The organism is Thermocatellispora tengchongensis, from assembly GCF_014202315.1.
Lineage (GTDB): Bacteria > Actinomycetota > Actinomycetes > Streptosporangiales > Streptosporangiaceae > Thermocatellispora > Thermocatellispora tengchongensis.
The window spans coordinates 332,838-346,502 of sequence record NZ_JACHGN010000010.1; the positions used below are offsets into that span (position 1 = coordinate 332,838).

Annotated in this window: 9 protein-coding genes; 4 read left to right on the top strand and 5 right to left on the bottom strand. The window is 72.5% G+C overall.

Features of this window, described 5'->3' with window-relative positions:
• Window positions 1–319: 319 nt before the first annotated feature.
• Complete coding sequence (locus tag HNP84_RS24605) at window positions 320–2,914, top strand: tetratricopeptide repeat protein (protein WP_185052238.1); 2,595 nt, start codon at window positions 320–322, stop codon at window positions 2,912–2,914.
• A gap of 2 nt (window positions 2,915–2,916) precedes the next feature.
• Here the strand turns inward: HNP84_RS24605 and HNP84_RS24610 are convergent, their stop codons facing one another.
• On the bottom strand, window positions 2,917–4,116 hold the full coding sequence (locus HNP84_RS24610) for a hypothetical protein (RefSeq protein ID WP_185052239.1): 1,200 nt from the start codon (window positions 4,114–4,116) through the stop codon (window positions 2,917–2,919).
• Window positions 4,117–4,272: 156 nt separating this feature from the next.
• Between HNP84_RS24610 and HNP84_RS24615 the strand changes: the two genes are divergently transcribed.
• Complete coding sequence (locus HNP84_RS24615) at window positions 4,273–5,097, top strand: tyrosine-protein phosphatase (RefSeq protein ID WP_185052240.1); 825 nt, start codon at window positions 4,273–4,275, stop codon at window positions 5,095–5,097.
• A gap of 55 nt (window positions 5,098–5,152) precedes the next feature.
• Here HNP84_RS24615 and HNP84_RS24620 read toward each other — a convergent pair whose 3' ends face one another.
• Entirely contained in the window at window positions 5,153–6,208 is a 1,056-nt protein-coding gene (locus HNP84_RS24620) for a Gfo/Idh/MocA family oxidoreductase (RefSeq protein ID WP_185052241.1), read from the bottom strand.
• Window positions 6,208–7,113, bottom strand: a complete 906-nt coding sequence (locus tag HNP84_RS24625) for a proteasome assembly chaperone family protein (protein ID WP_185052331.1) — start codon at window positions 7,111–7,113, stop codon at window positions 6,208–6,210. The genes HNP84_RS24620 and HNP84_RS24625 overlap by 1 nt, the downstream gene beginning before the upstream one ends.
• Window positions 7,114–7,202: 89 nt before the next feature.
• Here HNP84_RS24625 and HNP84_RS24630 point away from each other — a divergent pair, with 89 nt between their 5' ends.
• Window positions 7,203–7,601, top strand: coding sequence for an ankyrin repeat domain-containing protein (locus HNP84_RS24630; protein WP_185052242.1), 399 nt, complete (start codon window positions 7,203–7,205; stop codon window positions 7,599–7,601).
• Between the two features lie 9 nt (window positions 7,602–7,610).
• Here the strand turns inward: HNP84_RS24630 and HNP84_RS24635 are convergent, their stop codons facing one another.
• The gene (locus tag HNP84_RS24635) at window positions 7,611–8,594 is read right to left on the bottom strand and encodes a terpene synthase family protein (protein ID WP_185052243.1); all 984 of its coding nucleotides are present in this window, start codon (window positions 8,592–8,594) and stop codon (window positions 7,611–7,613) included.
• Between the two features lie 1,833 nt (window positions 8,595–10,427).
• Between HNP84_RS24635 and HNP84_RS24640 the strand changes: the two genes are divergently transcribed.
• Window positions 10,428–11,453, top strand: a complete 1,026-nt coding sequence (locus HNP84_RS24640; RefSeq protein ID WP_185052244.1) for a terpene synthase family protein — start codon at window positions 10,428–10,430, stop codon at window positions 11,451–11,453.
• A gap of 16 nt (window positions 11,454–11,469) precedes the next feature.
• Here the strand turns inward: HNP84_RS24640 and HNP84_RS24645 are convergent, their stop codons facing one another.
• Window positions 11,470–13,518: an ATP-binding protein gene (locus tag HNP84_RS24645; RefSeq protein WP_246518551.1), complete on the bottom strand. Its 2,049-nt coding sequence runs from the start codon at window positions 13,516–13,518 to the stop codon at window positions 11,470–11,472.
• Between the last annotated feature and the right edge of the window lie 147 nt (window positions 13,519–13,665).

Here is a 13,665-nt window from a genome sequence, read left to right on the forward strand (position 1 = left end):
ACCGGGCCGGCTTCGGGCTCGGATTCTCAGGGGCGGCCGTTCGCCGCCGTCCATGCCGGGCGGGAGGCGCTACCCGGCGGTGAGCAGCGGTTCCAGACCCGGATGAAATACCAGAATACCCCGGCGGGACCTGGGCGGACAGCCGGTACACACCGAGCCCGGCCCACGCCGCCGTACGGCGGAAAACGCGCGTGCGCCGATCCGCTGCTCGCCGTTCGCCATGATTTCGCGCGGATTTCGCGGGAAACATCGGGGCCTCCGGGCCCGGGTGGCATCTGATTGAATCGTGCCGCAATGGATCTCACCGAAAGGTGCGAGGATGCCCAGGGCGTCGCGGTGGCCGGAGAAGCCGCGTAGGCGCGGGCGGCCCGGCCGGGTGCCGTTGGCCGCGCCCGCCGCGGCCGGGATCGCCGCCGCCGTGGCCAGCATCCTCGCGACCTCGCTCGACGTGTGGGAACTGCCCACCGAGGCCAAGGCCGGGATCACCGTGATCGCCGGGCTCCTGGTCGGCATGCTCACCTGGGCGACCACCACCAAGCCGGCCCCCGTGCCGGTCCCCGAGCCCGTCGCGGGTCCCTCGTGGCGGCCCCCGGACCAGTGGCCGCCCGTGCCCGCCCACTTCACCGGCCGCACCGACTCGCTCGCCGAGCTGCACAAGGTGTTCTCCGGCCGCTATTCCGGGCGCGGCCACACCGTCTCCGGCGACGCCGGCGGCCCGCTGGTGGTGTCCGTCTACGGCCGGGCCGGGGTGGGCAAGTCGGCGCTCATCGCCAGGTTCGGCCACGCCGTCGCCTCCTGGTTCCCCGACGGCCGCCTGTACGCCGACCTGCGCGGCGGCGCCGAGGCCGGGGTCAGCCCGGAGGAGGTGCTGACCGGGTTCCTGCGCGCACTGGGCGTACGCCTGACCACCGACCCCGGCGGCCTCACCGAGCTGCGCAAGCTCTGGCTCACCTGGACCAGGGGCCGGCGCATCCTGATCGGGCTGGACAACGCCCAGGACGGCGACCAGGTCCGCGACCTGATCCCGGCCGAGCCCGGCTGCGCGGTCATGGTCACCTCGCGCAAGCCGCTGTTCCTGCTCAACACCTACGACAAGCGGCTGCAGGAGTTCAGCGAGGCGCAGGGCGTGGAACTGCTGGCCCGGCTGGCGGGCGACGAGCGGGTGGCGGCCGACCTCGCCGCCGCCCAGGAGATCGTACGGGCCTGCGACCGGCTGCCGCTGGCGATCAGCATCTGCGGTGGCCGGCTCGCGACCCGCGAGAACTGGAGCCTGGCCGAGCTGGCCGAACGCCTCGCCGACGAGCGCCGCCGGCTGAACCAGCTCGAACTCGCCGACCGGATCGACAAGAGCGTGCGGGCGTCGCTGCGGCTGAGCTACGCCGACTGCACCGACATCCAGCGCCGGCTGCTGCGCCTGCTCAGCCTGGTCCAGGCACCCGACGTGCCGGGCTGGGTGGCCGGGGAGCTGCTGGCCATCGCGCCGCTGGAGGGCGCCGACCAGCTTGAGACCCTGATGGACGCGCAGCTCGCCGAGTGCTCGGGCACCGACGCGGCCGGGGTGCTGCGCTACCGGCTGCACGACCTGGTACGCGTCTTCGCGCACGAGCTGGCCCTGCAGGAGGACTCGGGGGAGCGGCGGCGCGCGGCCATCGAGCGGGTGCTGTCGGGCTACCGGCGCCGCGCCGAGGCCGCGGCCATGGCCCGCTGGCCACAGGACTGGCGGCGCGGCGGCCGGCACGCCGACGTCGGCGGCGATCCCGGCGCCGCCGAGCGGCTGCAGGTGTCGGCCGCCGACTGGCTCAACGCCGAGCGGCTGACCCTGGTCGCCGCCGTCGGCCAGGCCCGGAGCCTGGAGCTGTGGGAGCTGGCCTGGGGGCTCGGCCGCGCGTTCTGCTCGCTGTGCCACTCGCTGCGGGCGTACTGGTCCGACTGGCGGACCGTCGCCGAGATCGTGCACGAGGCGGCCACCCGGCTGGACGACCGGCGCTCGCTCGGCATCGCGCTGCTGGAGCGGGCCGCGGTGACCGGCGGCCAGGGCAGCCACGAGGAGGCGCTGGCCGACGCCGAGCGCGCCCTCGGCATCCTGACCGAGCTGGGCGAGAGCTGGTGGGCGGCGCGGGCGATGCGCACGGTCGGCATGACGCTGTTCAGCGCGGGCAACTTCGACCGGGCGCAGCAGTACCTGATCGACGCCATCGCGGCCTTCCGCGCCGAGGACGACCCCTGGTGGTCGGCCCGCACCCAGCGCAACCTGGCCGAGCTGCGGCTCGCGCAGCGCCGCCCCGAGCAGGCCCGCGAGCTGCTTGAGGACGCGCTGGCGGTGTTCAAGCGCGACGGCAACCGCTACTCCGAGGCGCAGACCCTGCGCGCGTACGGCGAGGTGCTGGCCGCCCAGGCGCGCATGCTGAACCAGGCGGGCGAGTCGCGGGCCGCCCAGGACGCCTTCACCAAGGCCGGGTTCAGCCTGGCCAGGGCCGCGGAGATGTTCCGCCAGCGCGGCGAGCTGTGGGAGGAGGCCCGCTGCCTGCGCGCCGCGGGCGAGGTGGGCGACCCTCGCAACGGGCTGCGCGAGCTGGAGTTCGTGCGCCGGGCGGCGGAGATCCTCAGCGCGCTGGGCGACTCCTGGGGCGAGGCGCGGACCCTGGTGTCGTCGGGGCGGGCGCACGCCAGGCTGGGCCGCTTCGCCGAGGCCGACGCCGACCTGCACGGCGCGGTGCGGGCCTTCGAGGAGCTGGGCGACCGCGGGTGGACGGCGCGGTCACTGCGCTACCTGGGGGAGGTGCGGCTCGACGCGGGCGACCGCCGCTCGGCGGTGGTCCCGCTCACCCAGGCCCAGGACATCTACCGCAGCCTGGGCAACCAGTCCGGCATGGCCCGGACCCTGGAGCTGCTGATCCGCGCCCGCGAGTCGTGATGTCAGGCGTCGCGCGGCTCGGGGGCGGCGGGCGGTCCCGGTGTCGCCCGGGGAGCGGGGGGCGCCGGCACGTCGGGGGTCGCGGGGGTGAGGCCGCCGGCGAGCAGGTGGGCCCCGGCCTCGCGGGCCACGTCGATGCTCTGCCGGAACAGCGCCCGGACCTGCTCGGCCTGGTCGGACAGGTGCTCGATGTGCGGGGCGGCCAGCTCGTCGCGTACGACGTCGGCGAGGAGCTGCTCGTACTCCGGGGTGCGCTCGGCGAGCACCTCAAGCTGGCGGAAGGCGCGGTAGACCTGGTCGGCGCGGTAGACACGCCAGGCGTAGTCCTCCAGGGCGCGCACCCGGGCGCTCAGCGACTCGAACGCGGCGTCCAGCGCGGCCGTGTACGGCGCGAAGGCCGAGGCGACCTCCGCCGGCAGGTCGCGCGGCACGATCCGGTGGTGCTCGGCGTTCATCGCCGACAGCCGGGCGAGCTGCACCGCGACCCGCCAGGTCTCCTCCGGCAGGGTGACCCGGTTGTCGATGGTGTCGATCAGCCCGGCCTGGTTCACCCGCGAGGCCAGCACCGAGTCCACCGCGTCCTGGGTGCGCCGCAGCAGTTCCTGGCAGGCGTGGTCCAGGTCCTCGGGGAGCACGAACCTGTCGCCGTGCTCCATGGCCAGCCGCAGCTTGCGCCGGGCGCCCTGGTTGCCGAGGTCCCGGGTCGCCTGCCTGACCGCGCCGATGGAGCCGATGATGACCAGCGCGAGCACCGCTCCGCCCACGCCGGTCGTGCCCGCGACGAGGGCGAGGAAGGCCACGACCGAGAACACCGTGAACGGGTCCACGTGGTGGTTGCGGCGGGCCCGCCTGGCCGCCTCGCGCATCGGGTGCGCGGTGTTCCCGTGGCCGTTCCCGTGGCCGCCCCTGCCGGTGTGCGCGGGATGCCTGGCGCCGGCGTGCGCCCTGGCCGCCCGCAGTGCGCCGGGGCTGGCGCGCAGGGTCCAGGCGACGTCGGCGTCCAGGGACGGGTCGATGACCGGCCGTGGCCCGCGCTCGTGGCGGTGCCTGCGCCACTGCTGCCGGTACGCGGAGGCCGGCCCGTCGCCCTGCCGCCTCCCGTGGACCGCTCCCGGCGCCGGCCGTGTCAAAGGGGGCGCCGGCGTGCCGGGGCGGGCGGAGGGGACGGAGTGCGGGTCGCGGGCCTGGTCCTGTGGTTCCACGTCACCTCCCAGGAAGCGGGTCGGATACCTCCTGTCCTAACCCATAAGACGGCAAGTAGTGCATTTGCGGGCAGGTGTCGGGCAACATCCGGATTTAGGGAAGCTCCCGATAGGGATTTACCGGCACGCCATAATTCGCGATATAAGCTCTTGGTGATGAATGACTCCAAGCGGTGGATCACGCTCGACGGCGCGGTGAACGTTCGCGATCTCGGCGGGCTGGAGACGGTGGACGGCGGCACGACCCGCCACGGCCGGGTGTTCCGGTCGGACAACTTGCAGGGCCTCACCGAGGGCGACGTCGCGAAACTGGTGGGCGAGCTGAAGCTGCGCCACGTCGTGGACCTGCGCTCGGGCCCCGAGGTGCGCCTCGAAGGGCCCGGCCCGCTCACCCGGGTGCCGGAGGTGGAGATCCACCACCACACCCTGTTCGCCGAGGGCGGCCGTTACACCGACGTCGACGCCGACGTGTCGCCGGATCGCGAGCCGGAGGGCATCGAGGCCGACAAGGTGCTGCCCTGGCAGGGCGAGCCGAGCGAGGACGACCTCGCCGAGCTGCGGGTGACCGGCTACTACTACCTCTACCTGCGCGACCGGCCCGACTCGGTCCTGGCCGCGCTGCGCGTGCTGGCCCACGAGGACGGCGCGGCGATCGTGCACTGCGCGGCCGGCAAGGACCGTACGGGCGTGGTGTGCGCGCTCGCCCTGGAGGTCGCGGGCGCGACCCGCGAGGCGATCGTGACCGACTACGTCGCGACCGGCGAGCGCATCGAGGCGATCCTGGACAGGCTGCGCGCCAGCGAGACCTACCGCAGCGACCTCGACGGCCGTCCCGCGAGCAGCCACCTGCCCCGCGCGGAGTTCATGCGCCAGTTCCTGCGCACGCTCGACGAGCGCTTCGACGGCCCGATGGGCTGGCTCGCCCGGCACGGCTGGACCGACGCCGACACCGCCGCCCTGCGAGCGCGCCTGCGCGGCTGACCCTGTCCGGGCGCCACCAGCAGGCCCAGGCGGTGGCAGGACCACAGGGCGGGGCTCAGGCGCGCAGCGAGACCACCGAGCGCGTGGCCGCCGAGCGGCGGGCGGCCTCGAGCACGCGCAGCGCGGCGATGGCGTCGGCCGGATCGACCGGCGGCGGGCCGCCGTCGCGCAGCGCCGCCGCCACGCCGGTGTAGAAGTCGAGGTAGGCGCCGGGGGCGGTGCGGATCGGCAGGGTGTCGCCGTCGGCGCCGAGCGTGCCCCAGCGCTCCTCGGGCTCCTCGCCGAACCCGGGCTCGTCGGGGCGCATGCCGGCGCGCAGCCGTTCCTCCTGCACGTCCAGCCCCCACTTCACGTACGCCGCCTGCGACCCGAGCACCCGGAAGCGCGGCCCGAGCTGTGCGGCCAGGGCGTTCATCCACAGGTGGGAGCGGGCGCCGTTCTCGTGGGTCAGCGCGATGAAGGCGTCGTCGTCGTTGGCGACCCCGGCGCGGCGCACGTCGGTCTCGGCGTACACCGTCTCGGCCGGGCCGAACAGGTGCAGCGCCTGGTCCACCAGGTGGCTGCCCAGGTCGTACAGCAGGCCGCCGATCTCGTCGGGACCGCCGGACTCGCGCCAGCCGCCCTTGGGCAGCGGGCGCCAGCGCTCGAAGCGCGACTCCAGCCGGTGCGGCTCGCCCAGCTCGCCCGACTCCAGCAGGCGGCGCAGCGTCAGGAAGTCGCCGTCCCAGCGCCGGTTCTGGAACACCGTCAGCATCAGGCCGCGCTCGTGCGCCAGGCGTAGCAGCGCCACCGCCTCGCCGGCCGTGCCCGCCAGCGGCTTGTCCACCACCACCGCGCGCCCCGCCCGCAGCGCCTCCTCGGCGAGCGGCACGTGGGTGCGGTTGGGCGTGGCCACCACGACCAGCTCGCACAGCTCCCACAGCTCGGCGGGGGAGGACACCACGCGGGCGCCGGGGTAGCGCTTGTCCACCCGCGCCGCGCGGTCGGGGTTGGCGGTCACGACCGCGGCCAGCTCCAGGCCGGGCGCCGCGTCGATCAGCGGCGCGTGGAAGAACTCCCCGGCGGTGCCGTAGCCGATCAGCCCGGTGCGCACCGGCGCCGTGCCCGGCATCAGCCGTCCCGCTCGTCGCGCTCGGCCAGGAAGCGCTCGAACTGCGCCGCCAGCTCGTCGCCCGTGGGCATCGGGGTGGCCTCGGCGATCAGGTTCTCCCGCTCGCTGCCCGCGGCGAACGCGTCGTACTGCTGCTCCAGCCCGCTGATCGCGGTGGACAGCTCGGCCGAGGAGCGGATCTGCTCCTCGATCTCGGCGGTGGTCTTCTCGGCGGCCTCGCGGAGGCTGTCGGTCGGGAAGACCAGGCCGGTGCCCTTGGTCACGGCCTCCAGCGCCGCCACGGCCGCCTGGGGGTACTCGGCCTGGGCCAGGTAGTGGGGGACGTGGATCGCGTAGCCGATGGCGTCGCGGCCCTTGGCGCCGAGCCGCAGCTCGATCATCGCCGCCACGCTGCCCGGCACCTGCACCCTGCCGAAGGAGCTGCTCTGCCCCCCGATCAGCTCGGGACGGGTGGCGTGGGCGGTGACGCCCAGCGGGCGGGTGTGCGGCATGGCCATCGGGATGCCGTGCACGGTGACCAGCTTGGAGACGCCGAAGTGGGTCACCAGGCGGTCCACGGCCTCGGTGAACAGCTCCCACTCGCGGTCGGGCTCGGGGCCGCTCATGATCAGGAAGGGGGTGCCGGTGACGTCGTGCGCGAGGCGCACGCTCAGCTCGGGGGCGTCGATGGACACCCATCTGTCGGTGTCGAAGGTCATGATGGGACGGCGCGAGCGATAGTCGAGCAGCCGGTCCACATCGAAGGTGGCCACGACCCGGTGCTCCAGCTCGGCGAGAAGGTGGCCGAGCGCGAGCCTCCCGGCGCCGCCCGCGTCCACGAACCCTTCGAAGTGGTAGAGCAGCACCGGATCGGTCAGCTCGGGGAGATCTCCGCCGAGCCGGTAGAGATCCGTCGGGTCGAACACGTTCTCCCAGCCTTTCGTGAAATCCTGTTCCACTCTCAACCTACGGCGTGCCGGGGGGAATTCCGTCGAGCGCACACTACCGGTGCACAATGGGCTGCATGGAGCCGGACCACGAGCTTGAGGAGTTCGCCACCCGGATGTTCGACCTCGCCCGCAGGGGCGAGACGGAGCGACTCGCGGCGTACGTCGACGCCGGTGTGCCGGCCGACCTGACCAACGACAAGGGCGACACCCTGCTGATGCTGGCCGCCTACCACGGCCACGCCGACACCGTACGCGCCCTCGCCGCCCGCGGCGCCGACCCGGGCCGGGCCAACGACCGCGGTCAGACCCCGCTGGCGGGCGCGGTGTTCAAGAAGGAGGCCGAGGTCGTACGCGCGCTGCTGGAGGCCGGTGCCGACCCTGCGGCCGGCACGCCCTCCGCGATCGACACCGCCCGGATGTTCGGCCACGAGGAGTTCCTGCGCTGGTTCGAGGAGTCCCGCTAGTCCTCGCTCTCAGTCGGCCAGCTCACGGTGGAAGCTGCCGGCCGCGCCGCGCGGCAGCGGGTCGGTGAACCTGCGGGTCTCCAGGGCCCAGTCCAGGTAGCCGCGCATCCAGTCCTCCAGGCCGGTGACGCAGCGCAGGGTCGCGGCGCGCACCGGCTCCGGCACGCCCAGCCGGTCCAGGCGCGCGCCCAGCCCCGCCTTGGCCGCGAGGTAGGCGTCGAGGCGCCGGTAGATCGTCCGCTCCACCTCGGCCACGGCCTCCTGCAGCGTGCCGCCGCCCGCGTGCGCCAGCACGATGACCAGGTTGTGGAACTCGCCCTGCGCCAGCTCCCGGCGCAGCCCGATCAGGTCGTTGGTGCACACCACGATGTGCCCGGCCTCGTGCAGCAGCGTGGTGTACTCCGGCGACAGCCGGATCGCGGGCGGCACCTCGAAGTGCTCGACCAGTTCGATCACGTCGAAGGACGGCGGCACGTACGCGATGTCCAGCTTCTTGGCGACGTAGGTCTCGGGATCGGGGATCTTGTCGCAGGCCCGGTTGTCCACCTCCCACAGGGCGGCGTCCAGGCACTGCCGCAGGTTCCGCGAGAACCGGTCCCACCACGCGTCCCCGGCCCTGATCCGCATCCGCGCGCCCAGGTCGGCCAGGCCGCGCAGCACCGGCCCGGCACTCGGCCCCGGCGGCTCGCCCCGCAGCAGCGCCTCGGCCCGCTCGGCCAGCCGGCGCGCGAGCACCGGATCCCGGCCGACCTCGGCCAGCTCGAACTGGTCGTCGAAGACGTGGAACCAACTGTTGAGGTCGGCCGCCAGCGCCAGGTCGGGCAACGACGCCTCGGGATAGAGCCGGGCGACCAGCCGGGCGTACGACTCGCCCGCGAACCGCTCGGCGTCCCCACCCTCGCCGATGAGCCCGATCCCACGCGCCCACGCCGTGGTATGCGCCGCGGCCTCCGCCTCGAAGGGGTTCAGCCGGGACGGGAACGGAAGCCTCAACTCAGGTAGCACCACATTTTCCACCCAAACCTCCGATCAGACATCGATGACCCCAAAAGCCCATATTTCAGACACAAGGGCCATAAATGGGAATACGGTCGGACTCTAATCAGGAGACGATCAATCCCGATTAAATGCGATCTATGTAACCATAGTGGCATATGTTGCCATACTGACTTCCCGGTCACACTTCGCGCGGTGGTCGCGGGTGCTCACCCCGTATCAATGCATTTGACGCGCCACCGGCACCCTCGTAGATAAACCCGTCAAGACCGCCCGCCAAATCACCCACCCCCCGTCTCCAGCCCGCACGGCCCCCACCGCCTCGCCCGCCAGAGGCCGGCTAGGCCCACAGGGGTTGCGACGGGCTCCCGCCTGCTCGTATCAGTGGGTGTTGCGCGCGGAGAGCAGAGATCGTCAGCGGTCGTGCGCGGAGTTCTTGGCAGGCGACTGCTCGGACTCAGCGCGACACGTCTGACCAGGGTTCACAAGGAGTGGGCAATGTGCGCGCCGGCCAAGGTGAGCATTGAGCAGAGCAGCATGCGCTCTTGTCACTACGGGGCGCACGTCCGGATCATCTGCGTCCCGTGGCCGCGGGGTTGAGCCGGAGGGCGAGGATCCCGGTGTCCATGCCTATGACGAGGACATCGGTTGTCCAGCATCGAGGGCCGGTGCATGAACCGGGATGGTCATTTCGCAGGTGCGGATGGCCGGGTCCCAGACCCGCACGCTCCCGTCCGTGCCGGCGCCGGCCGGCAGGACACGGTCGTTCGAGGTGAAGGCACACACGCTGCTCACCCTGCCCCGCCCCGGCTTGTCGTGCCTTGCCCGAGGCTGCCCCACCCCGCATTACCTCGCTCCGCTTCGGTCTGATCCGGCCCACCCGTTCCGGTTCGGCCCGGTCGGCCCACCCGGCTTGGCCCAGCCCGGCCGGCCCCTGCCTGGCCCAGCAGCCCGGTCGGCCCGCCCGGCTCGGCCCGGCTGGCCCTGGGGTGGGTCCTGTGGGCCCACGGCTCGGGCGGCCTACTCGGTTCGGCCGGCCCACCCGGCCTGGTTCGCCCATGCGGTTGACCCGTCGCCCGGCCGGCCCAGGCGGCCCGGCAGGCCCGAGCGGTCCGATCGGCCACCTGGCTCGGCGGTCCACCGGCCGGGCCCACCCACGCGGCCTGGTTGGGCCGCGCCGTGGTGGAGTGCTGTGGTGGAGTTACGCCTGCCTGCCCTCGACTGCATCGGCCGGTGGCCGGCAGTGTGCCGGATAGGCGACCGCCTGCTTTGGGTGAGGCCGGTTGCGCGGGGTCGGTCGGGTCGCGGACCGCCCGGCGGGCTTCTGCGTGCGGGGCTGGGCGTGGTGCACGACCTCGTCGGACTCTCGCTTGCCGGGGCGGCGGGTCGCAGGGATCGCGCCGCTCCCGCCTGCTCGGGCGGCTGGGCTGCGGGGTCCTCGGCGGGCCTTCACCCGCCCTGCCTTCTCCACCTCGCCTCACCCCGCTCTGTCTCGGCCCGGCTCACTCGGCTCGGCCCGTCCTGCCCGGCCTGCCCACCTCACCCTTCTTTGCTTCGGCCTTGCCCGGGGGTGGAGTGGGGAGTCGCCCACCTGGGCTGGGCGGGCCGTGGACTTCTGGGGATTTCCGGTGGCTGGGGTGAGGTGTTGGGGTGTCCGGGGTGTGGGCTTGGGCGTGGCGATGTGATGTGTACGGTTTTTCGTAATCGGGATTACCGGAATGGGTGTAGGGGTATGCGGATCTTTGGGCGTTTTACTCATTGACATCGTATTTATGGCTCGATATCTGGTTCCCGCACCGTAGCGCCGATCCCCCCTCTGGAGTGCTCAGAATGCCGGCCGATGTGAAGTTCGAGATCCCCCTTCCCCTCCGGTTGAACGAAGGGTGGCGCGAGGCTGCCGAGCGCAACCTCGACTGGCTCGCCCGTCGTCATCTGATCAGCGAGGGCACCGCCGGGCTGTACAACCTGTTCAAGTCCGAGCGCCTCGTCGGCTACACCTTCCCCTACGCCAGTCCGCACGGCCTGGACATGGCCAATCGCATCGTCTCCGTCTGTACGCTGCTCGACGACCAGTTCGACGGGCCCGCCGGGCGGGACCCGGTCAGTGCCCGGGCGATCAGCGCGAGCTTCGAGCGGCTGCTGGAGGACGCCGACGGGGCCGAGGACGGCGAGGCCGCCGGGCGGAGTCCGCTGCATCAGGCGTTCGCCGAGATGTGGCGCGACTCGTGCGCGGGCAAGTCGGCCGCCTGGCGGGCGCGCGCGTCGGAGAGCTGGCGCCGGTACTTCGGCTCGCTGGTGCACGAGTCGGGGAACCGCCGCCGGGGCGAGTTCCTCCCGCTCGACTGCTATCTGGAGCAGCGGCTGGTCACCGGCGCGATGCAGCAGTTCACCGACGCCTGCGAGGTGGCCGGGGAGTTCGAGGTGCCCTGGGTCGCCTTCAACATCCCGCACGTGCGCATCATGCGCACCCTCACCGCCGACTTCGTCAACCTGGCCAACGACCTGGCCTCGCTGGAGAAGGAGCTGGCCGCGGGCGAGACGGACAACCTCGTCATGGTCATCCGCAACGAGCGCAACTGCACGCTGGAGGAGGCCATCGAGCACGCCTACCACTTCGTGGCCGGCAAGGTCGAGCGGTTCGTCGAGCTTCGCGAGGAGGTCCCCGAGGTCGTCGCCGCGCTGGAGCTCCCGGAGGAGGACGTCGCCGTCCTGTACCGCTACCTGGACGCCCTGGCCGCGTGGATCGTCGGTTACGAGCGCTGGCAGCGCGAGACGTTCCGCTACCGGAAGGCGGACGCCGTGGACCGGGCGACGGGCGCCGGATACCGGCTGGACGATCTGTTGTCGGTCTCCTGAGCCCGGAGGGGACGCGTCACGCGTGGGGTGACGGGGACACGCCGAGATCGTCGTCGTCCAGCGCGTACGCGATGGCCTCCTCCAGGTCCATGCGCGCGCCGAGCCGGAACTGCTCCTCGTAGCCCGACTCTCCGATCAGGCGCTTGCACTCCTTGACGCTCTGCTCGTGCTCGTCGCTGAGGAACGGCGAGCCCAGGAGAGGCAGGCCGAACAGGGGCCAGTTGGTCTCGGCCGCGCCGAGCAGGTTGGCCGCCCGCACCGCATCGCCGCTTTCGGCGGCGATGCGGGCCATGGCCTCCAGGCACATCATCGCGCCGAGCACGTCGTGGAAGTGGCCCTTGATGCGCAGCGCCTCGCGCACGCTGGCCAGCGCCTCGGTGACCCGGCCGGTGGCGCGCTGGGCCAGCGAGGTCGCCCAGTGGGCGTAGGAGCGCAGCCACAGCTCGCCGCGCTGGTCGCAGGTCTGCAGCAGGTCGCGCAGCAGCGCCTCGGCCTCGTACGGCTCGTTCTGCGCGATCAGCCCGTACGCCAGCTCCAGGATCGCCGGGAGCAGGCCCGGGTTGAGCTCCGGCCCGGAGCGGTTGAACTCGATGGCCACGCCGAGCAGCGCCGTGGCCTTCTGCAGGTCGCCCTGGAGCACCGCGGCCGTGCCCTGCATCTTGGTCGCCAGGATCACCGCGCCGGAGTCGCCCACCACGACCGCCTGGGTGCTGCACTCCTCGGCCGCCTTCTGCGCCGCCTCGATGTCGCCCTGCGCGCTGCACAGGTAGGACAGCACCCACAGCGCCTTGCAGCGTTCGCGGCTGGGCTCGGGGTTGGCGTCGAGCGCCCGCCGCAGGTACAGCCGGCCCTCGCGGGCGAAGCCGCACGCGACCCACATGTACCAAAGCGACGACAGCAGCCGCAGCGCCACCTTCTTCTGCGCCGGGTCGCTCAGGCAGTACTCCAGGGCCGAGCGCACGTTGTCGTGCTCCTGGCGCATGCGGATGAACCAGTGCACCTGCCGCGGCCCGGACCAGGCGTGCTCGCCGGTCTCGGCGAGTTGGAGGTAGTAGTCGCGGTGGCGCATGCGCATGGTCTCGGTCTGGCCGAGCTTGTCCAGCCACTCGGTGCCGTACTCGCGCAGCGTGTCGATCAGCTTGTAGCGCACGCCGGCGTTCTGGTTGTGCATGAGCAGGACCGACTTCTCCACCAGGCCGGTCACCAGCTCCATGATGTCCTCGGCCGGCAGGTTGTCCTCGTCGGAGCAGACGGCGCGGGCCGCGTCCAGCTCGAAGTCGCCGGCGAACACCGACAGCCGCGCCCACAGCAGCCGCTCGGCGGGCTCGCAGATCTCGTGGCTCCAGCCGATGGCCGCGCGCAGGGTCTGGTGCCGCGGCAGCGCCGTGCGGCTGGCCCCGGCGAGCAGGCTGAACCGGTCGGTGAGCAGCGCCAGGATCTGCTGCACCGACAGCGCCCGCAGCCGCACCGCGGCCAGCTCGATCGCCAGCGGGATGCCGTCGAGGCGGCGGACCAGCTCGGCCACCGCCCCGATGTTGTGCTCGTCGAGGGTGAAGTCGGGCACCACGGCCGCCGCCCTGGCCGCGAAGAGCTGCACCGCCTCGTTGGTGAACAGGCTCTCGTTGGGGTCGTCGCCCGGCACGGTCAGCGGCGGGATGGGGACGACGTGCTCGCCCGGCGCCTGCATGGACTGCCTGCTGGTGGCGAGGATGCGCAGGTTGGGCGACTGCCCCAGCAGCCGCACGACCAGGTCGGCGCACGCCTCGATCAGGTGCTCGCAGGTGTCGATGATCAGCAGCATGTTGCGGTCGCCGACCCACTCGGTCAGCGTGTCGGAGCCCGAGCGGGCCGACTGGTCGGCGATGCCGAGCGCCGAGGAGATGGTGTGCTCGACCATGCCGGAGTCCTGCAGCCGGGCCAGGTCGGCGAACCACACGCCGTCGGGGTACTGCATGCGCACCTGGTGCGCCAGCCGTAGCGCCGTGCGCGACTTGCCCACGCCGCCGATACCGGTCACGGTGACGAGCCTGGAGTCGGACAGATGCCGCTTGAGATTGCTCAGCAACCGGGTCCGCCCTACGAAACTGGTGAGCTCCGCGGGCAGATTGCCCTCTCTCCGCCATCCTGTTGGCGTTGCCATCGGCCGCCTCACCGGGGTAGCTGACATCTGCGATCTGCTCGCGTCATCGTACCGCTCTGGTGAATGCCTGTC